The following is a 20,092-nucleotide window of genomic DNA, read 5'->3' as shown; positions in this document are numbered from 1 at the left end:
CAAAAACTGCGTCTCTTCCTGCACTGAGGTAAAAGAAACAGAACCGGTCAGGACGGTTCTATTTCTTCCATGTATCCTCTCATTTTCTCTTCTGTCATGGCACCGAGCAGGACACGCTGGACGACCCCATTTTCATCAATCAGAAAGGTGGAAGGGAGCGGGTTCACTCCATAACGCCTCAGCACACTTTTATCTTCGTCAATCGGCATGGAAAAGGAAAGGTTGTGCCGGGCTTTGAAACGGTTCACAGCCAACTCGGATTCACCGACATTGACAGCCAGAACTTCCACCCCCCGTTCTTCAAACTCCTGATACAACTCGTCCATGTAAGGCATTTCCTCCTCGCAGGGCGGGCAGTATGTTCCCCAGAAATTCAAAAACACTCCCTGCCCCCGGAAGTCGGTCAATTCGACACGCTCCCCCTCTGCCGTTGTCAGAATAAAATTAGGGGCTGTATCTCCCTCCTGGACATTCGTTTCCTGACCGGAGATAAAATTCGTATAAAACACATAAGCGAGCATCACGGCGATTGCTCCTAATATCGAAGAACGCATAATCAAACGTCTGCGTTTTTTCGCCATCCGGAAATAACCTCCTCGGAATACACAATTCATTTAGCTCATCAATTCCAGTATAAATGTTTTATTTATATCATGCATTCTCCGCAGATAGCGATTTTTTGAACATTGAAAAGGCGCCCCGTTCCGGCACGCCTTTTTCCATCTATTTTTTGTCTTCGTCTGTGCTTTCTGTGTCCCTCGTTTCTATGCTGTCTTCTTCATCAAAGTTCCCGGTTTCCTCTTCTTCATCCACCTCTTCTGTGGAGATGTCCCCCATCTCTTCATGATGGATCATGCTTTTCTCTGCTTCTTTGACCGTAAATTCCCGGATCAGAGAAGATAGGGCATCACTTTCTTCGTTCAGCGATTCTGCGGAGCTGGCAACAGAACGCATCGCTCCTTTCTGTTCGTCCGTGGACGCATTGACCTCTTCTGCCGAAGCTGCATTGGACTGGGATACTTCCGCGATTTTGGCAATGGCATCTTCCACTGCCTGCCTGCGTTCATCCATCATCGGAATTTCTTCCAGAAGGCGCTGTACCACCGCTGAAATCGATTCCCCGGTTTCCTTGATTTTTTCAAAGGAGGTCTTCACAGACTGTACTGCATCCTGCTGTTCTGAAGATACGTGACGGGAACGTTCCACTGTTTCATGTACTTTACCCGCCTCATCTGTCAAGCCTTTCAGAATCGTTTTCACTTCATCGGCCGATGAACTGGATGCATCTGCCAGTTTTCTCACTTCTTCAGCAACCACGGCAAATCCTTTCCCGTGTTCTCCCGCCCTGGCTGCTTCAATGCTAGCGTTCAGCGCAAGAAGATTGGTCTGATCGGATATCTCTCCGATCGAGCCCATGGCTTTCTGAATCTCTTCCAGCCTCTCGGTAAGACGTGTGAATACGTGTTCGACTTCTTCCATCATCGTCTGGGATTCGCCCGCTTTTTCTGTAAGCGTTGCTACTTCGGCAACTCCGTTTTCATTCAATTCTTCCGATGTCTTAGCACGGCTTTCTATTTCCCTGACCTGCTCTTCCAGAAACATGAAAGCAGTCGTCAATATCTGCATCTCCTGTTTCGTATTTTCTGCTTCTTCGGCCTGGGAGACCGCACCCTGCGATATGTCATAAACGGCATTGGCTACTTCTTCTCCCGAAGCACTCGTTTGCTCCGCTACTGCACTGAATTGTTCAGATGAAGATGCAACCTGGGACGCCGATTCTTTCACCTGTTCGACAAGGGTACGGAGATTTTCCGCCATTTTATTCAGGTCACGGCTGAGGTAGTTAATTTCTTCATGTGAACTTTTTGGAAACTGAACGGTAAGATCCCCTTCGGCCATGTCGTTCACTTTTTCCTGCATGTGCCTGATTGGTTTTGTGATTCTCCTGGCAACGATAACGGTCACCACAATCGTAAGAATAATGGCAGCAGCGGCAACAAAGATAATGGTGTTTCTAATACCGTTGGAGTCCGCGGCCATTGCTTCCTCGGAAAAGGCTGTCCCGATGACCCAGTTATTGGTTTCCAGACGCTCGTAAAACAGGCTGTGCTCCGCATTTTGATACTGGAACGTCATCCGGCCGTTCCCTTCCGTTTCCAGCACGGAGGCAAGGGAATTACTTTCCTCCAGCACCTGTCCATTCAACTCCGGATGAACAATCATCGAACCGTTGTTATCCATTAATGTCATAAAGCCATCATACGGCACATCCATCTCTGCCATCATTTCATTTAAATGAGCGAGCGATAAATCAATTCCAACCACCCCGATAACATCGTTCGTGACAGGGTCCACCACCGCCTTTCCGGCGCTGATGACAAATTCTCCCCCGTCCTTACTCTGATACGGTTCCGTCCAGGACGTTTCCTGCGGATTTTCTTCAGCTACCTTATACCACGGCCGGGTCGTGGCATCCATGTCCTCCACATTTACATACGGAGTGGTGTTGCTTCCTCCGTTGGCAGCTCCCGTAAACGTCAGTTCAATATTGTCGTAGCTGTACATAAAGCGATTCATTACATCTTCTACATCGCTGTAACCAACGGCGTAATCCGGCCCATTCTCATTTTTATCCCTTAAAAAAGAAATAACCCTTGTGTCGGCACTAATCATATTCAGGTGGTTCTCAAACGTTTCAAAATATTGATCGAGGTACTGTTTTTCACTTGATACCGTATTCGTTCCGGTACCGGACGCATTTTCCTCGACCACATCCGTCATCTGGTAGTAAATGATGACGGCAGCCGCCAGCAGCGATACAGTCACCAGGCCTCCTGTCAGCAGAATCAGCTTCGTGTTAAGTTTTCTCATCTTCTCCTCCTCCGATTTCCACAACTTTTCTAAGGCTGAAGTATTGAATGAATCACAGGTGCGACCCTCTGAAGTGTTATGTATCAAACCTTTGCCTCATATAACTTGCAGTTCTTATATCGTCCTATTGTCTGAATATTTAATAAGAAATAGAAAAAAAGAGAGATTCCCTGCTTGGAAATCTCTCTTTGTCTGGTTCCACGTTCCTATTCTTTTTTCTGCTCGAAAAAGTATGTTTTGGAATGGTAGCGCACACTCATGATGATGCCGAGCGCAAACATCGTCGCGACAAGCGAACTTCCACCATAGCTGAGCAGCGGCAGGGTAAAGCCTGTTACCGGGAGAAGGCCGAGACCCATTCCGATATTCTGGAAGATCTGGAACGAAAACATACCGATAAGTCCGGCGCAAAGGTATTTGCCGAATGCATTGTGACAGCGCAGTCCTGTCATTAATATCTGGTAAAGCAGGATAAAATAAAGCGTGATCACAAACGCTCCGCCGATAAAACCGTGCATCGAACTGATTACCGCGAAAATAAAATCTGTGTGTGCTTCCGGGATATAAACCGATGTCCCGCTGCTTCCGTACAGCTGTCCGGAACCGATCGCCGTCATCGCCTGCAGCACCTGATAACCTGCATCCACATGCTCAAACGGATTCAACCAGCCGTTAATCCGCTCGACCTGATAACCCGGAAGATTGGACAATAGATAACGCTGCACCCATTCCGGAAACTGGTAGAAGGCAAACACAAAAGCAAGGCCGGCGGCTATCGGCCCGCCGATTAACACGACGAGAATTTTGTAGGACATCCCGGAAACAATCAACAGCGCCGTAACGATGGCGCCGACCAGCATAATGCTGCCCATGTCCGGCTGCCGGTAAATAAGAAAGACGATCGGTGCAATGACAACCCCTATTTTAAACAACAGCCATAGGTCGGACTGCATCGACCGATCGTCCCGGTGCCTGGAATTATGCCGGTAAATCAGAGCACTTAACGTAATGACAAGAAAGATCCTCATGATTTCCGACGGCTGAACCGATCCAATACCGGGTACATAAAACCAGCTCACCGCTCCGTTCTGATAAGGGGCGAACGTTTCATGGGGGCCGATGACATCAAGCAGCAGGAGCAGGAACAGTCCGAAACCGTATAAAAACCAGTGAATATTCATGTAATACTCAAAATCAAAATGGAGCACGGTAAACGCGACACCAAACCCCAGTACATAAAAAAGCATCTGCCGTGTATGAAAAGCCCCTTCATACTGACCCATCTGCTGGGCGTAATAAATATAGAAACAGCTGACGACACCGAACAGGAACAGAACAAAAAACATGTTGATATCATACTGCTTTTCATTAATTGGATTATGTAAACTCACCGGTGCATCACCAGCACTCCTTATGTATCGTTGATTATTCCCCATGAAAATCATACATGATTCCAGGTGGAACGTATAGAGGAAAACCTCACTATGGTATTTTATTCCGGACATAAAGCATGTTAAACTTAGCAGGAATAAAGCATTGCCTTACAGGGACGTATCCTGGTCAAGGACGGTTGTGCAGCGGGATGGCTGCAGAGGCTTTCAAGGAGGTTTTTTACATGAACGCAGCAGAGCAGCAGGAGCGTATCCAGGTACTCGATGTATTACGTGGATTCGCTCTTTTCGGGATCCTGATTGCAAACATGGCCGCATTCAAAACTGCCTTTTTCCAGCTTGAAAGTCTCCCGGGAGCGTCCGCCTCTTTTTCCTCGGAATTTATTAATCAGTGGATGATGTTTTTTATAGATCTGTTTGTTACCGGTAAGTTTTATCCTTTGTTTTCGTTTTTGTTTGGGCTGGGCTTCTTCCTCTTTTATGAAAGGTTGAATAATAGGGGGCTGGACGCCGGAAAGCTTTACAGGCGCCGCCTTTTTTTTCTCCTCTGCGCTGGAATGACCCATCTTATTTTCATCTGGTCGGGTGACATTTTACATACGTATGCCGCTGCCGGCCTGCTCCTTCTTCCATTCATCCACCGCAGCGCCCGCGTTGTACTGACTTGGGCAGTAACACTGCTTTTGTTAACATCGGTATTTATAGCATTTGTCGTTACGACCGGGAATTTTTACACGACCGCAGAAGAAGGATACCGGCAGCAGGCGCTGAACCGAGCCGCGGAAGCAGAAGCCATTTATTCCGGCGGTTCTTATGCGGAGATTCTTCAGTTCCGCCTGGCCGAGGAAGTGCCGTTCCTTCTTTCCAATCTTATTATAACCGTACCGCAGATTCTCGGTTTGTTCCTTCTCGGATTATATATTGGAAAAAAAGGATGGATTCAGTACGCTGGTGAATGTCAGAAATGGTGGAAAAAAATAATGTTTACTTCGTTCGCAGGCGGCGGTCTGCTTTCTCTTTTATACGCTGCGCTTCTCCATCAACTTCTACCGCTTCCTCTCTGGTTGGCAGACGGGTTGGCTCAGGGACTGAACATTATAGCCGGACCCTTAATGATGCTCTTTTATGCTTCGTTTTTTGTTTCTGTTGTACCGCGGCATGTGCTGCAAGTTTTTTTTCGTCCGCTGGCAGCAGCAGGACAGATGGCACTGACGAACTATCTGCTCCAGTCCCTTATCTGCGTGTTTATCTTTTACGGTTTCGGTCTGCAGCTGTTTGGAACCATGGACGCCGCCTCCGGTTTCATCTGCGCCCTCGTTATCTTTTCCGGACAGCTCGTCCTCAGTACGTTCTGGATGAGTAACTACAAACAGGGGCCGCTTGAAAAACTATGGCGCATCTGGATATACCGTCCCGTGCGCTGACATGACAGAATCAACGCATTAATAAAGGATGCCCCTCAGCGATGGAGCATCCTTTATATTAAGTTATTCTTTCTGGCTCGGGGTGATCGATACATGGAGAAGAACTTCTCCTGCATTACTCGTCAGCGGAATGGTGAGAAATGTTTTTTCCATTCGGAATTTTGACTGACCTTCATTTATGACAGGCGGGGAGATATCAATAGATGCTTCTGCTTTGGCAAGTTCGGAAGCCGCCCTGCCTGCCACCCAGTTCCCGAATTCCTGGATGGCACTCCAGCTCATTTCATCCAGTGCCTGAACTTCCATACCTCCCATCATACTGCCTACAATGTGTAAAGCGGTCTGTTCCTTCATCGTACAGATAATCTGGCCTTCCAGGGTTCCGTTCACACCCATCACAACCGAAATATCAGAGGATATAAACTGCGTGCCGGACACATAGGGCTGAGCGTACGCTGTTTCCATTCCCAGATGTTCTTCCACGATGATCACAGCAGCATTCGTAATAGCGTTAATATGCTGCGCGTCCATATGCGGTGCTGCACTCATAATAAAGCTCCTCTCTTCATCCCATTACTTTCTGAACGGCGTCCATGACACGGTCTGCCTGAAATGGTTTTACAATAAAATCCTTAGCTCCTGCCTGGATCGCATCAATCACCATGGACTGCTGCCCCATAGCCGAACACATAATTATTTTGGCATCCGGGTATTCCTCCTGAATTTCTTTCAGCGCAGCAATACCGTCTTTTTCCGGCATCGTAATATCCATTGTTACCAGATCCGGATGGGTGTCCTTATACAGATCCACCGCCTCCTGGCCATTTGCCGCTTCACCCGCTATTTCAAATTCATTTTTCGTTAAAATATCTTTAATCATCATACGCATAAACGATGCATCATCTACAATAAGCACAGACGCCATGTTTTCACCTCAAATTATTATTTGCTTATGATTACGTTTTTTCTTATTTATTTAGAATTTTATCGATATGAAGCAGCGTGAATAAGCGATCCTCGAACTTCACAACGCCGCGCAGATACTCTTCGGCCACTCCGCCTACCACTTCCGGAGTGGGTTCAATATCGGTAAGAGCAATATCCATTACATCATTGGCTCCGTCCACAATAAAGCCGATTTCACTGTTATCTCTTTTTAACACGAGAATCCGTGTTGCTTCATCATAGGAACTGCTTTCAATCCCGAACCGTTTTCTCAGATCAATGACCGGCGTTATGATACCGCGCAGGTTCATGACACCGACGATATATGGTTCCACGCCCGGGATACGGGTGACGGTCTGCATCTTTTCAATAGATTGGACATCGTCTACTTCTATTGCATATTCTTCTTCTTTCAGCTGAAAAACGATAACCTTTATATAACCTTCTGCTGTTTCTACGGCCATTTCTGCCACCTCCTTATTTAATCAGCGCATTCGAATCGAGGATCAGAGCCACCTGGCCGTCTCCAAGAATAGTGGCGCCGGAAATCGCGAATACATTGCTCAGGTAGTTCCCGAGGGATTTCAATACGACATCATGCTGTCCAATCAGTGAATCAACTACCAGTCCCGCAATTTTTTCCCCTTTGCTGACGATGACAAGAGAATAATACTCATTTTCTTCGTCGGAGTTCGTATCCGGCACCTGAAAGATGTCATTCAGGAAGACAAGAGGAATAACATTACCCCGGAAATCAATAACTTTCTGGTTATGAGCACTGTAGACTTCGTTCTTGTTCACAATCGCCGTTTCTACAATGGCAGTCAACGGCACCCCGTACTTTTCTTTTCCTACTTCCACAAGCATGACATCGATGATGGAAAGGGTTAGTGGAAGCTGAACGGAAAAGAGGGAGCCCTTTCCAAATTCAGAGTCAACAGTGACGCTGCCACCCAGCGTTTCAAAGGTGCTCCGCACGACATCGAGGCCGACTCCTCTTCCGGAAATGTCCGTGATTGCTTCAGCTGTACTAAACCCGGAAGCAAACATCAACCCGAAGATCTGCTGATCACTCATTTTTTCCAGATCCTCTTCGGTGACAACACCATTTTCAAGCGATTTTTTAATTATTTTATCCTGATCGATACCTCCGCCGTCATCTTCAATTTCAATAAAGACGTTATTGCCGCTGTGATATGCACGGAGCTGAACGGTTCCCTGCGCAGGTTTACCGGCTGCTTCACGGACGTCCGGGTCTTCGATCCCGTGGTCAATGGAATTTCGGATCAAATGAACGAGCGGATCACCGATTTCGTCAATAATGGTACGGTCCAGTTCCGTCTCGGCCCCTGATATTTCCAGATTCACTTTTTTACCGAGCTCTTTGGAGAGACTCCTCACCATTCTTGGAAAGCGGTTGAACACCTGATCCACCGGCATCATTCTCATATTCAGAATAATTTCCTGAAGATCTCCGGATATCCGGGACATACGTTCTACTGTTTCACTAAGTTCGCTGTTGTTAAGCTCACTTGAGATCTGTTCCAAGCGGCCGCGGTCAATCACCAGCTCCTCAAAGAGATTCATCAATACATCAAGCCGGTCGATATTGACCCGTATCGTCTTGTTCAGTTCGTTTCCTTTTTTCGGAGCGTTATCCTGCTTTTCTTTTTTATCTGCCTTGGCAGGATCCCCCGTCTTTTTCTGTTCTGCCGGAGTATGTTCTGCAGACTTGGTATCTTCCAGGGTTTGACTGCTTTGTTCTTTCGGATTACTTTCTTCGGTATTGACGATTTCCACTGTAACGTCATTAATTTCTGACACTTTCAGCACACGCTGCTTTAATTCTTCCTGCTCTACGCTGGATATAACCGTGATAACAAAGGAAAATTCAAAGTTTTCATCTTCCAGATCATCCGCAGGAGGCGTAGATTTAATGATGTCACCGACCTGTTCCAGCACCTCAAATACCATATATACACGCGCTGCTTTAAGCATCGTCTTCTCATCAAGCGTAATTTCCAGCTTATACGGGTAATACCCCTGCTCAAACGATTGCTTTAATACCGTGCGCTCGTATTCATCATAGGTTTCTCCGACGGTACCATTCTGAGTTTCCGCCGGTGCAGGAGGTGCTTCTGCAGCAGCGGCAGTTTCCGGCGCTGCTGCGGTCTCTGCATTATCCCCGTTCTGCAGGGCTTCGAGTTTCTTTACCGCTTCTTTTACGTCCCGTGAACCGTCTCCTCCGTTGGAGATATCAACGATCATTCCTTCCAGGTCATCGACGGATTCAAATACTACATCCATGACATGCGAGGTGACTTCCAGCTGTTCCTGCCGGATCAGATCAAGGACGTTCTCAAGATTATGGGTCAAATGCGCCAGATCCTCAAAGCCCATCGTTGCCCCCATTCCCTTTAAGGTATGGGCTGACCGAAATATTTCCCCGACGATTGAAATATCCTCCGGTTCTTTTTCCAGCTGCATCAGATTGTCATTTAACGTCTGCAGATGTTCCTGACTTTCATCAATAAACACTTCTAAATACTCAGATTGACTCAATATCCAAACCCCCTGGTTCTGCAAGTTATCTATGGTTAAGGCAGGTTCCTCTTTCTTTTTTTGCCGGTTACTCCTCTTATATCGGTTAATATAAGAAAAATTTCATAGCAGTTATTCTATTTTTTCTTCAAAGACTTTTATCCTAGTTTTATATACTCATGATACTAGATATTAAAATACCTGCAAACAAAAAACCGGCACAGCATGAATACTGTACCGGCAGGTTTCAATTTAAATCAAAATGTTTACCGCTTGATTCATATACGATCCATTCTGCAAGATTAGTCGCGTAATCTGCAATACGTTCTACATATCGTCCGATAAACGCAAGCTGGGTCGTCTGCCCGGCGTTTGTTTCGTCACTTAACGTGAACAGCCTTTGAATGTAATGTTTATATTTCTGATCTACCGTATCGTCCAGCGTGGCAATACGCTGGGCACGCATTAAATCTCTGTACTGATAGGCAGTCAGCGACTCGTACAGCATTTCTTCGGCGACTTCCGCCATCTCCATAATTTCCTGAATCTCGTTATCGTTACTGTCTCGTTCCATTCGTTTCGCAGCTTTTACAATATCCACCGCCAGATCGGCAATTCTCTCCAGATCACTGGATATTTTTAACGCTACGATCGTCGTTCGGAGATCTGTTGCCACCGGCTGCTGACGGGCTATCATCATCGTTGCATCATCATGAATGCGAAGTTCTTTTTCGTTAATTAATTTATCCTGTTCAATAAGAACGTTCATTTTCTCTTCATCACGGGTCTCAAGCAGTTGTAATGCCTGTTTAAAAGCGGAAATCACATCCTCCCCCATCGAGAATAAATCATCCTTCAGCTGGGAGAGTTCCTGTTCATACGTTCCCCTGACACCCATTAAACAGCCTCCTATTCTTACCCAAACCGGCCGGAGATATAATCTTCTGTGCGCTTATCCTCCGGTGCTGAAAAGATTTTATCGGTCCGATCGTATTCTACTACTTCTCCATTCAGGAAAAAGGCAGTATTGTCTGAAATTCTTCCGGCCTGCTGCATATTGTGCGTTACAATAATAATACTGTAGTTTTTCTTCAATTCCTGCACGAGTTCTTCAATTTTCAATGTTGAAATCGGGTCAAGAGCTGAGGTAGGCTCATCCATTAAAAGTACATCCGGTTCCACGGCCAGACACCTTGCAATGCAGAGACGCTGCTGCTGTCCCCCGGAAAGACCAAACGCGTTCTTTTTCAAGTCGTCTTTCACTTCATCCCAGAGAGCCGCCCCTTTTAAGCTGCTTTCCACGATGTCATCAAGTATTTTTTTGTCTTTTATACCGTGGATTTTCGGCCCATATACAATATTTTCGTAAATAGATTTCGGAAACGGGTTCGGATTTTGAAAAACCATTCCTACTTTCGTACGCAGCAGTTCCACTTTATATTTCTTATCAAAAATATCCTGATTCCGGTAATAAATGCCTCCTGACGTTTTTACGGAAGGAATCATTTCCGTTAACCGGTTCAGTGTTTTAATAAACGTGGATTTCCCGCACCCTGAAGGTCCGATAATCGCCGTGACCTCCTTCTCCGGAACGTCCAGTTCAATATTTTTGAGAGCCTGATCTTCGCCATACCACAGATTAAGCTGTTCGACTTTATATACCGAATCTCCGGATTTTTTTGTTTCGGCTGTGGTGTTCTCTTCATATTCTGTGTTTTTGTCCTGACTTGCGAGCATCGTAAACACCTCTTTTAAAATTTAGAATCGACGTTGGAATTTGTTTCGTATCCATACGGCAATGGAATTCATCATAAGCAGCATAACCAAAAGAACAATAATTCCAGCTGCAGCCACCATGTGGAATTCTTCCTGTGGTCGGTTTGTCCAGTTAAAGATTTGAATAGGCATGACGGTAAACTGCGACATAATGCTCTCAGGCAGAAAGGCAATGTAGGTCAGAGCCCCGATCATGATGAGGGGAGCCGTCTCTCCAATCGCCCGTGAAAGCGCAAGAATGGTTCCTGTTAAAATGCCCGGTACCGAAGCCGGCAGTACAACTTTGAATATCGTCTGCCAGGTTGTAGCTCCCATCGCATAGGAAGCCTGTTTTAATTCGGCCGGAACGGCGCGGAGAGCCTCCTGTGAAGATACAACGATGATCGGCAGTATAAGGAGCGACATCGTCAGCGCCCCCGCTATAAGACTGCGTCCCATCGACAATTCACGAACGAACAGCGTAAGGCCAAGCAGACCGAAAACGACAGACGGTACGCCGGCGAGGTTCGAGATATTTGTTTGGATAAGCGTTGTGAAGCGGTTCGGCTTCGCGTATTCTTCCAGATATATCGCTGTGCCGACTCCAAGTACAAAAGAAATCGGACCGGTCAATGCCATCATCCATATGGTTCCGATAAGCGGTGCCTTTAAACCTGCTTCTTCCGGATGTCTGGAAGCAAAATTAGTAAACAGCTGCCAGTCAATCGAGCCAATTCCTTGAGTGATGATCCGAATAATAAGAATAAGCAGCATCAGAAGACTGAAAGCAACGGCCGTTGCAAATATCGTTCTGAATACCCGGTTTTTCCATTCTCTTTTTGGAAGGTTGGATGGTGCGGATAAATGTTTCATTTGTGCCCGTGGTGTAGTTTCCTGACTAACTTCCTTCATCAGTATTCCTCCCTGAATCGCTTCGAAATAAACTGGGCAAGAAGGTTCATGGCCAGTGTGAATATAAACAGCGTCATTCCGACGGCGTAAATACTATAATATACGGTCGTGCCGAACCCGGCGTCCCCAAGGCTCATCTGAACGATATAAGCGGTCATGGTCTGCATGGAGGACGTAATATCTAGACCCTGCGCGGGACTCCCGCCCCCGGCGACGGTTACAATCATTGTCTCACCGATGGCTCTGGATATAGAAAGAACAAAAGAAGCTATAATTCCTGATAACGCGGCGGGAAACACTACTTTAAGCGACACTTCCAGCCGGGTCGCTCCAAGGGCAAACGCTCCTTCTCTCATCGATTGTGGAACCGCACTCATGGCGTCTTCAGACAGGGATGCGACCATCGGTATAATCATGATTCCCATGACAAGTCCCGGGCTTAAGGCATTGTATATAGCCAGTCCCGGAATAACGCTTTGCAGCACCGGCGTCACAAAGGTTAAGGCAAAAAAACCGTACACGATGGTTGGAATACCAGCCAATACTTCAAGAATTGGTTTGATGGTTCTTCTTATCTTATCACTCGCATACTCACTCAAATAAATGGCTACCGCTAATCCAACCGGTATCGCTACAACCATGGCAATAGCAGCTATGGTAAACGTACCCAGCAGGAGTGGTCTGATACCATAATCCGGATCCGAAAACATCGGATACCACTGGGAACTGGTTACAAATTCAACAATCGACACTTCGGAAAAGAACGTTATGGTTTCGAACATCAAAGTAAGAACGATTCCAAACGTCGTCAAGATAGAAATAATGGCACATACAAGAAACAACTTTGGCATTGCCGTTTCTGCTAGATTGGTCGCCCCTTTTTTTGAAGCTTTATCTTCTATCATTTTACGGATAGATGGTCTTTCATTATCTGACATCATACATCCCCTTTCTGTCTAACTCCAAAAACGAAGACAAAAGGTAAGATGCAGGCATCTTACCTTTTGGCCTGAGCTATTCTCCTGAACCAGATCCGGATCCGGAACCTGCTGCTTCTTCAATCTTTGTGGCATTTTCCTGATACACTTCTTCAGAAGCGTTGACATAACCTACTTCAAGAGCGAGATCGCCGGCATTTTCATTTAAGAACTGTACATAGTCAAGTACCTGCGGCTCCTGAAGGGAAGATTCTTTCACGTAAGTGAACAACGGACGGGAAAGTGGCGCGTAGGAACCGTCATTGATTGTCTCTTCGCTTGGTTCAACCGGACCGTCGCCATTGTCAATCGGAACGACTTTCAGGCTGTCCTGGTTTTCCGCATAGTAAGCGTAACCGAAGTAAGCGATACCGTTCGGGCTTCCCTGAACGCCCTGTACAAGGACATTGTCATCTTCGGAGAGCTGAGCGTTACGGTTAATGTCTTCGCCCTCAAGGATTGTTTCATGGAAGTAATCATACGTACCGGAATCTGTGCCTGGGCTGAAGCGTTGAATCTGCTGATCCGGCCATTCGCTGCGGATGTCACTCCATGTTTCAGCGCCGCCGTCCACCCAGATCTGCTTCAATTCTTCTACGGTAAGATGATCAATGAAATCATTCTCCTGATTCACAACAACGGAAATACCATCATAAGCCAGAGTCATTTCAAAATAACTGATGCCGTTCTCTTCAAGAGCCGATGCTTCCTCATCCGTGATTTCACGGGAAGCGTTACTCAAGTCGGTTTCACCGGCGATAAATTTCTCAAAACCGCCTCCGGAACCGGAAACGCCAACCGGAGCCTGAACATTAGAATGCTCGCTTGTATATTCTTCAGAAACAGCTTCCATAATCGGGAATACCGTGGAAGAACCATCAATCGCTACTTCGCCGGAAAGTTCACCGTCTTCACCGGAAGACTCTCCTTCTGCGGAGGATTCTTCTGAACTTCCCTCCCCTGATGTTTCCTCTTCGGTTTCCCCGTTGCTTCCGGTATCTTGAGAACCTTCAGATTCATCCGTTTCTCCTTCACCACAAGCTGCTGCAAAAACCATCAGTGCAGCCATTGCGATCAGCAGCCATACTTTTTTCATACTCAACAGCACTTCCTCCTCTTTCTCTTGATTAAATGGATAAGGAGCTTGTCTCTCCCACTCACATTTGCAAGTATATAAAAAGAAGATTAAGGAGACGTGGTGATGGTGTAAAGATTATGTAAATATACATGAAGAAATGTAAAGAAGCGTTGCTAAAATAGAGGCTGGGACAAAACCTTTATAAGACAGAAAATGCCGAACGATTTCAGGAAATCGTTCGGCATTTTCCGTTCCTAAGATATACCGCTGCGCCAAAATCCTTCGCTTTCCGCGGGCACGGCTCGATGAGAGGAAGATCGGCTAAGAGCGGCACGTCGTGTGCCAACGCCGACCTGACCCGCATCCTGCGGGCCCTCGGGAGAAAACCGCTGCCTGCGGGGGCTCGAGACACGTGCTGTTCCCGCAGGAGACGAAGCATTTTGACTCCGCTAATTTACTGTTCTTGAACAGCGCCACAAGTCGTTCGTGTCCTCTTTCCCTATTTTTCTTTTGTCCCACTATTATAAAGTTATCGTCCAGCCGGAAGCAGCTTTTTCGACTTTTGTATCCGGGCATCCGTTCTGCGCCTCCCCTATCATCTGATCATGATCACCGTAATGCGGCAGATGGGTAAGAAGCAGATGCGGTACTTTAGCAAGTCCCGCCATCTGTCCAGCTTCTTCGCTGGTCATGTGGCCGAAAGACGCTCCGTCCCCGCCTTTATACGCCGTGGACTCAGCGATCAATAGGTCCGCTCCGCCTGCGGCGTGAGCCAGGTCTGTGGAAAATCCGGTATCCGCTGTATAAAAGAGTGAAGATGTCTCCGTTTGAATTTTCATCGCGCAACAGGGCACCGGATGTGTCGTTTTATAAAACATAAACGTGAAGGGCCCGATATCAAGAGACTTCTCCGCTACATACGCTTCTGTCTCAATCGTGCCCTGAAAGGATAAGTTTTTGAAACCGGCCGGATCTTCTTTATGGCCGTATATCGTCAGCGGCTGCTGAGGTTCATCAGAGATGACAGGCTGGAGCAGACGGAAATAATGGAGTGCTCCCATATCGCCTACATGATCGTTATGGTAATGGGAAATCACCACCGCATCGATATCGGCCAGATTACAATAATACTGCAGCTGGGAAACAACTCCGCTTCCGCAGTCGATAAGCACCCGGAATCCGCCCTCTTCTATCAAATAACCGGATGCGGCTTCCCCTGCTTCCGGAAATGCATGCCAGTACCCGATAACCGTTATGTTCATAGTTTCCCGCCTTTCCTTTTTTATCGTTAGTATTCAGTATAAACCCACGCTCGTAACACTGGAAAGACATTCCCCTATGATACACAAAAAGCGCCCCGTATGAACGGGACGCTCCTGCAGCTGTTTTACGCTTCCTGTACTTCTTTCGCTTCGCTCGCGTAAACGCTCACCTGCTTTTTCTTTTTGCCGCGGCGTTCGAATTTCACGACACCGTCCACTTTGGAGAAAAGAGTATCGTCGCCGCCGATTCCAACGTTCTCCCCTGGATGAATACTGGTACCGCGCTGGCGGACGAGAATGGAACCTCCGGTCACATGTTGACCGTCGGCACGCTTCGCACCGAGACGTTTCGCGATGGAGTCACGACCGTTTTTCGTACTCCCGACCCCTTTTTTCTGGGCGAAAAATTGAAGATCCAAATTCAGCATCATGTTTCTCACCTCCTGTCAGTCTGAAATGTGTATATGACCGCTGTATTGTTCTGCGATCGTATGCAGCGAGACGAGCATACCTTCAAGCAGCAGCTGCACTTCCCGCGCGGCCTGTTCACTCAGGCCTCCAGGAATCCTGCAGAAAAGATATCCGCCTTCGTCTGCCAGTTCGACGTCCAGATCCACCCCGCATACCTCATCCACAGCATTTACCGCTCCGAATGAAACAGCGGAGGCGCCGGCACATACAAGATCGTAACCGTATGGTCCGCTGCCGGCGTGTCCGGACATCGAAAATGCGGTTATATTCTTTCTGTCGTCCCGGTCTACCTTGATTTCTATCATGGCAGTCCGACCTTAAGCTTCGATTTTGTCGATGATGACCTTGGTGTAAGGCTGACGATGACCCAATTTACGACGGTACCCTTTACGTTTCTTCATCTTAAAGACCGTGATCTTCTTCTGGCGTCCGTGCTTTTCCACTTTTGCGGTTACTTTTGCGCCGTCTACATAAGGCGTTCCGGCTTTTACTTCACCGCCGCCGACAAAAACCACGTTGTCAAAGGTTACGTCATCACCTGCGGAAGCATCCAGTTTTTCCACATATACTTCCTGGCCTTCTTCCACCTTGACCTGTTTCCCACCGGTTTCGATTACAGCGTACATCTTCTGCACCTCCCATGACTTAGACTCGCCAGCACAGGTGCCGTGTTTACGGACTTGAAACCTGCGCGTGTGCGGTTGAAGTTTGGGTGCAAGCCAAACAACTAACAAAAAACATCTTACCATACCCGCCAAGCCGTGTCAATCACGCTCTTTCCGCTGTTCCAGAGCTTCTTTTCTTCTCCAGGCCTCCGTTTCTGATCCGGTATAACGGATAGCCACTTCACTTCCGGATACACCAGGAGCTGGATAGACCACAAAAGGATAGCGGGAAGACCACGTTTCCAGCAGAAAAGAACCTTCTTCGTGAAGCCAGCGGAAAACCCGTTCCGGAACTTCCAAAACAAGGGCTTCCGCTTCCATTTCACGGTACTCGTGAATATAACGCTCCGCCTCGTAGGCGATCGCTTCCGTGGATATGTGCCGACCGGTCCCGCGGCAGCAGCTGCAGGTTTCAAGAAGCGAGTCCTCCACACCCTTACGTACTTTCTTACGCGTCATTTCCACCAGTCCGAGGGGGCTCATACCGGCTACGTTCGTTGTCGTCCGGTCCTTTTTCAACCCACGTTTCAGTTCCGTTATGACTTCTTCCTTATGGGCCTCCTTTTTCATGTCAATAAAATCAATGACAATGATGCCCGATATATCCCGGAGCCTTAACTGGACAGCGGCTTCTGCGGCTGCTTCAAGGTTGGTGCGGCGGATGGTTTCACTCAGATCGCTGCTTCCGGTATAACGCCCCGTATTTACATCTATGACAGTGAGCGCTTCTGTTTTTTCAATAACCAGAAACCCCCCGTTTTTCAGCCATACGTTCGGTTTTAACGCTCTTTCCATCTCTTTTTCGATACCTTCAGCGGCAAATAGATTTTCCCTGCCTCGATAATGAACGACTTTTGCTGTATCCTGTTCTTCAAAACGAAGGAGGCGTTTGATCTGCTGCACGACCGGAAAATAGTCGGTTGTGATGCTTTTCACCTGATCCATGGAATAATCCCGGAGCACCCGCTCCACAATCCCTCCATCCCGGACCACTAAACCGGGAGTCCGAATTTGGGCAGCAAGGGAGACAATCTCCTTCCAGTCTTCCCGTAAATACGCAAGATCTTCAGCGACCACTTCAGCGGCCAGCGGTTCACAGATCGTGCGGATAATTACGCCTTCTCTATCGTCCAGCCGGGCCTGTGCCCATGCACGCCAAGTCTCCCGGTTCTCCTCCGTCATTTTTTTGGAAATGCCTGTATAAGCGCCTTCGGGCAGATAAACGGTATATTTACCGGAAAGAGAGACGTTTTCCGTCAGCTTGGCCCCTTTCTTCCCAAATTCTTCTTTTAGTACCTGTACAAGCACCGTCTGCCCTTCGGTAATAAATTCAGAGATGCTCCGTTTCTCTTTTTCTTCCACTGGTTCTTTACTCTGTTTATAGCCGACCAGTTCATCCCGGTACAAAAAACCGTTTTTCTCCCGGCCGATATCGACGAAAGCAGCCTGCATTCCCGGAAGAACATCTTTGACCCGGCCTTTATAAATATTTCCGGCGATCCGGGTTTCGTCCGGCCGTTCCACTGCGATTTCCGTGACTCTTCCGTTCTCCCGCAGTGCCGCTCTTCTTTCTGTTGTTGCTGCATTCAACAGGATTTCGATCATAGCTGTTCTGCCCCTCTTCATATTTTCCATCGCCGTTCAGAATATCTTTCAACGTTTCCATACCCATTCTTTTTTTTGTAATTGTTTCAAGGATAAAAGATTCAGGTATAGTTTGTCCATTTTCGACAATGAAAAAAGAAGCTGCTCCATGCCTGTGTATGCATTTGGCAGCATCCACCGGCCTCCGCTGCCATGAAATCTGCTTTGTGTCACGCGGACTGCCGGAAAAGGATTCTGTTGTTTTTTTTATTAAAAAACGGTAAAAACGGTAAGGGCGCTGCTTCCACTCTTTCACATGCAGCATCACAAAAAACAGGGTGATCAGCCAGGCCTGTATGTGGAGAGGGATATACAAAGCAGCAAGTGAAGCACAAATGGCAAGAACCGCAGCGGAAGTGATCATGGTTTTTTTCTGCGCCTGGTAAAAAGGTATACGGGAAGCATACATGCAGAACACCAGCCTGCCGCCGTCCAGGGGATGGATCGGCAGCAGATTAAAACAGAATAATGATATATTATAATGCATGAATAATGCATGATCGTCAGGTCCCCAGAAAGAAGCAGGGAGAAGAAGATAAGAAAAGAGAGCGAGCGGAAGATGAACAAGCGGGCCGGATGCGGCAGTCACAGCCTCTTCCCGAAGCGGACGTGTCCCGTATTCATCCGTCTCCATCATTCCGCCAAAAGGAAGCAGCGAAATACGCCGGATTCTCCACCCGTAGTGCAGCGCAGCTGCGGCATGACCCAGTTCATGAAGCAGTATAATGATAAATAGCAGCAGGATGTCATAGAAAAAACCCGTCAACACAGCTGTTCCTGCCATCACCCATAATAACGGATGAATGTGCAGGAGCCGAAGCTGTTTAATCAATGGAAATCACATCCATTGGATCGATATATTGCCCGTCTTTTTTCATTGCCAGTGCATATCGGCCGGAACCATCCGCTGCGCCTGCCTTCCCGAGCAAATCACCGCCTGCGACATGGTCATACAATTTGACTTCGACCTCGTCCAGCATGCCGTACCAGGACTCTCCACCGTCATAATGCTGCACGCCTACAGCAAGATCCCAGTCCTCATGAGGACCGGTGTGCACCACGACGCCCCCGCTCACGGCTCCAATCTCCCTGTTATTTCCCGTTTCCAGTACCACTGCTTTTCCATTTTCGGAAAAGCTTTCTGCGATCGTTCCTGAAACGGGAACCGCCGCCGGTTCTGTCTCACCGCCTGCTGCCTGCGGCGGAGCTGTTTCCGTTTGATCACTTCCGGGGAGAAAGGCAACCGGACTTCCAAAGCGCTTTTCATACCATGCTGCAGCCTGAGCAAATGGAAATTCCTCCTGAAACGAGGTTTCCACAAACTTCCTGGCTCCTTCAAATCCGGGATGGGCCGATTGAAAAAGCATCGCCGTCACAAGAAATACGACCGCCGCCAGAAAACTCTGCAGCACCCATCCTCCTTTCTGACTGCTGCGTGATTCCTGCTGTTTCTCCTGCTCCTGCCATACATAAAATTCAGGCTCGTGAAAAGGAGCATCGCTGTGGTTCGGATAGTACCCGTATGATGGTTTCCGGTCGCTGATGGCTGCCCTTTTCCTCCGTTTATGCCCTGCCTCTCTTCGTATCTTCTGGATGTTCTTGTCCATCTTTCTCCCCCTCTTTCCATCAGACAGCTTGTTCTCTTTTTCCTACTGCCGTCATTATATGAAAAAGTCGGGAGGATATTATCATCTTGTTCCAAATAAAAACGAGGCTGCTCCTATGGAGACAGCCCCATTCCTTTATTGTTCTGCGGCAAACCTGCAGATCCGCTCTTCGATTTCATCCCGCACCCGCCTGAATATCGTCCATTTTTCTTCTTCGGTTCCTTCAGCTTGGGCCGGATCGTCAAAACCCCAGTGTTCCCGTTTGACATGAGGCGGAACGGCCGGGCAGACGTCGTTGGCATGGCCGCACAGCGTCACAACCATATCGGCACTCTGCAGCAGCTCCATATCGATTTTATCCGAAGACTGCCCGGAAATATCAATGCCGGCTTCATTCATGGCTTCCACCGCTTTCGGATTAACTCCATGCGCTTCAATACCGGCGGAGTGTACATTCCAGTCCGGTAAATATTCTTTTCCGAATCCTTCTGCTATCTGACTCCGGCAGGAATTGCCGGTGCAGAGAAAATAGATTGTTTCTGCCATCGT

General features: G+C 47.6%; 21 protein-coding genes and 1 other annotated feature. Of the genes, 1 reads left to right on the top strand and 20 read right to left on the bottom strand.

Going from position 1 to position 20,092, the window contains the following annotated elements:
• Positions 1–47 precede the first annotated feature (47 nt).
• From resA to ACW9JV_RS06435, 3 genes are all read right to left on the bottom strand, one after another.
• Complete coding sequence (gene resA, locus ACW9JV_RS06445) at positions 48–581, bottom strand: thiol-disulfide oxidoreductase ResA (protein ID WP_457332501.1); 534 nt, start codon at positions 579–581, stop codon at positions 48–50.
• 142 nt (positions 582–723) lie between these two features.
• Positions 724–2,871, bottom strand: coding sequence for a methyl-accepting chemotaxis protein (locus ACW9JV_RS06440; protein ID WP_457332499.1), 2,148 nt, complete (start codon positions 2,869–2,871; stop codon positions 724–726).
• Between the two features lie 206 nt (positions 2,872–3,077).
• Positions 3,078–4,262, bottom strand: a complete 1,185-nt coding sequence (locus tag ACW9JV_RS06435) for an FtsW/RodA/SpoVE family cell cycle protein (RefSeq protein WP_457332497.1) — start codon at positions 4,260–4,262, stop codon at positions 3,078–3,080.
• A 224-nt stretch (positions 4,263–4,486) separates the two neighbouring features.
• Here ACW9JV_RS06435 and ACW9JV_RS06430 point away from each other — a divergent pair, with 224 nt between their 5' ends.
• Positions 4,487–5,686 carry a DUF418 domain-containing protein gene (locus ACW9JV_RS06430; protein WP_457332495.1) on the top strand — a complete coding sequence of 400 codons (1,200 nt, stop codon included), beginning with the start codon at positions 4,487–4,489 and terminating at the stop codon, positions 5,684–5,686.
• Positions 5,687–5,749: 63 nt separating this feature from the next.
• Here the strand turns inward: ACW9JV_RS06430 and ACW9JV_RS06425 are convergent, their stop codons facing one another.
• The 17 genes from ACW9JV_RS06425 to arsC all read right to left on the bottom strand — a co-directional run bounded on the left by ACW9JV_RS06425 (position 5,750) and on the right by arsC (position 20,089).
• Entirely contained in the window at positions 5,750–6,235 is a 486-nt protein-coding gene (locus ACW9JV_RS06425; protein WP_457332492.1) for a chemotaxis protein CheX, read from the bottom strand.
• Positions 6,236–6,251: 16 nt separating this feature from the next.
• Entirely contained in the window at positions 6,252–6,611 is a 360-nt protein-coding gene (locus tag ACW9JV_RS06420; protein ID WP_457332490.1) for a response regulator, read from the bottom strand.
• 43 nt (positions 6,612–6,654) lie between these two features.
• Entirely contained in the window at positions 6,655–7,095 is a 441-nt protein-coding gene (locus ACW9JV_RS06415) for a chemotaxis protein CheW (RefSeq protein ID WP_457332488.1), read from the bottom strand.
• Positions 7,096–7,108: 13 nt separating this feature from the next.
• Entirely contained in the window at positions 7,109–9,193 is a 2,085-nt protein-coding gene (locus tag ACW9JV_RS06410; protein ID WP_457332486.1) for a chemotaxis protein CheW, read from the bottom strand.
• Between the two features lie 226 nt (positions 9,194–9,419).
• Positions 9,420–10,070: a phosphate signaling complex protein PhoU gene (gene phoU, locus ACW9JV_RS06405; RefSeq protein ID WP_457332484.1), complete on the bottom strand. Its 651-nt coding sequence runs from the start codon at positions 10,068–10,070 to the stop codon at positions 9,420–9,422.
• Between the two features lie 17 nt (positions 10,071–10,087).
• Positions 10,088–10,909: a phosphate ABC transporter ATP-binding protein PstB gene (gene pstB / locus ACW9JV_RS06400; RefSeq protein ID WP_457332482.1), complete on the bottom strand. Its 822-nt coding sequence runs from the start codon at positions 10,907–10,909 to the stop codon at positions 10,088–10,090.
• A gap of 21 nt (positions 10,910–10,930) precedes the next feature.
• Complete coding sequence (gene pstA / locus ACW9JV_RS06395) at positions 10,931–11,800, bottom strand: phosphate ABC transporter permease PstA (RefSeq protein ID WP_457334615.1); 870 nt, start codon at positions 11,798–11,800, stop codon at positions 10,931–10,933.
• A 38-nt stretch (positions 11,801–11,838) separates the two neighbouring features.
• Positions 11,839–12,780, bottom strand: a complete 942-nt coding sequence (pstC, locus tag ACW9JV_RS06390) for a phosphate ABC transporter permease subunit PstC (protein WP_457332480.1) — start codon at positions 12,778–12,780, stop codon at positions 11,839–11,841.
• Between the two features lie 73 nt (positions 12,781–12,853).
• A complete protein-coding gene (locus ACW9JV_RS06385; RefSeq protein WP_457334613.1) occupies positions 12,854–13,912 on the bottom strand; it encodes a PstS family phosphate ABC transporter substrate-binding protein in 1,059 nt (352 codons plus the stop codon).
• A gap of 503 nt (positions 13,913–14,415) precedes the next feature.
• Positions 14,416–15,156, bottom strand: coding sequence for an MBL fold metallo-hydrolase (locus ACW9JV_RS06380; RefSeq protein ID WP_457332478.1), 741 nt, complete (start codon positions 15,154–15,156; stop codon positions 14,416–14,418).
• A gap of 125 nt (positions 15,157–15,281) precedes the next feature.
• Positions 15,282–15,584: a 50S ribosomal protein L27 gene (rpmA, locus tag ACW9JV_RS06375; RefSeq protein ID WP_457334611.1), complete on the bottom strand. Its 303-nt coding sequence runs from the start codon at positions 15,582–15,584 to the stop codon at positions 15,282–15,284.
• Positions 15,585–15,602: 18 nt separating this feature from the next.
• A complete protein-coding gene (locus ACW9JV_RS06370) occupies positions 15,603–15,932 on the bottom strand; it encodes a ribosomal-processing cysteine protease Prp (protein WP_457332476.1) in 330 nt (109 codons plus the stop codon).
• A gap of 12 nt (positions 15,933–15,944) precedes the next feature.
• A complete protein-coding gene (gene rplU, locus ACW9JV_RS06365) occupies positions 15,945–16,253 on the bottom strand; it encodes a 50S ribosomal protein L21 (RefSeq protein ID WP_457332474.1) in 309 nt (102 codons plus the stop codon).
• A gap of 11 nt (positions 16,254–16,264) precedes the next feature.
• Positions 16,265–16,340, bottom strand: a sequence feature (ribosomal protein L21 leader region).
• A gap of 51 nt (positions 16,341–16,391) precedes the next feature.
• On the bottom strand, positions 16,392–17,888 hold the full coding sequence (locus ACW9JV_RS06360) for an Rne/Rng family ribonuclease (RefSeq protein WP_457334609.1): 1,497 nt from the start codon (positions 17,886–17,888) through the stop codon (positions 16,392–16,394).
• On the bottom strand, positions 17,773–18,768 hold the full coding sequence (locus tag ACW9JV_RS06355; RefSeq protein ID WP_457332472.1) for a M50 family metallopeptidase: 996 nt from the start codon (positions 18,766–18,768) through the stop codon (positions 17,773–17,775). Before ACW9JV_RS06355 ends, ACW9JV_RS06360 begins: the two co-directional genes overlap by 116 nt.
• Entirely contained in the window at positions 18,761–19,543 is a 783-nt protein-coding gene (locus tag ACW9JV_RS06350) for a peptidoglycan DD-metalloendopeptidase family protein (protein WP_457332470.1), read from the bottom strand. The genes ACW9JV_RS06355 and ACW9JV_RS06350 overlap by 8 nt, the downstream gene beginning before the upstream one ends.
• A gap of 135 nt (positions 19,544–19,678) precedes the next feature.
• Entirely contained in the window at positions 19,679–20,089 is a 411-nt protein-coding gene (gene arsC, locus ACW9JV_RS06345) for an arsenate reductase (thioredoxin) (RefSeq protein WP_457332468.1), read from the bottom strand.
• Positions 20,090–20,092: the final 3 nt, after the last annotated feature.

The organism is Salibacterium sp. K-3 (genome assembly GCF_054052005.1).
Note: the sequence above shows the minus strand (reverse complement) of the source record. Positions and strands in the feature narration are given on the sequence as shown.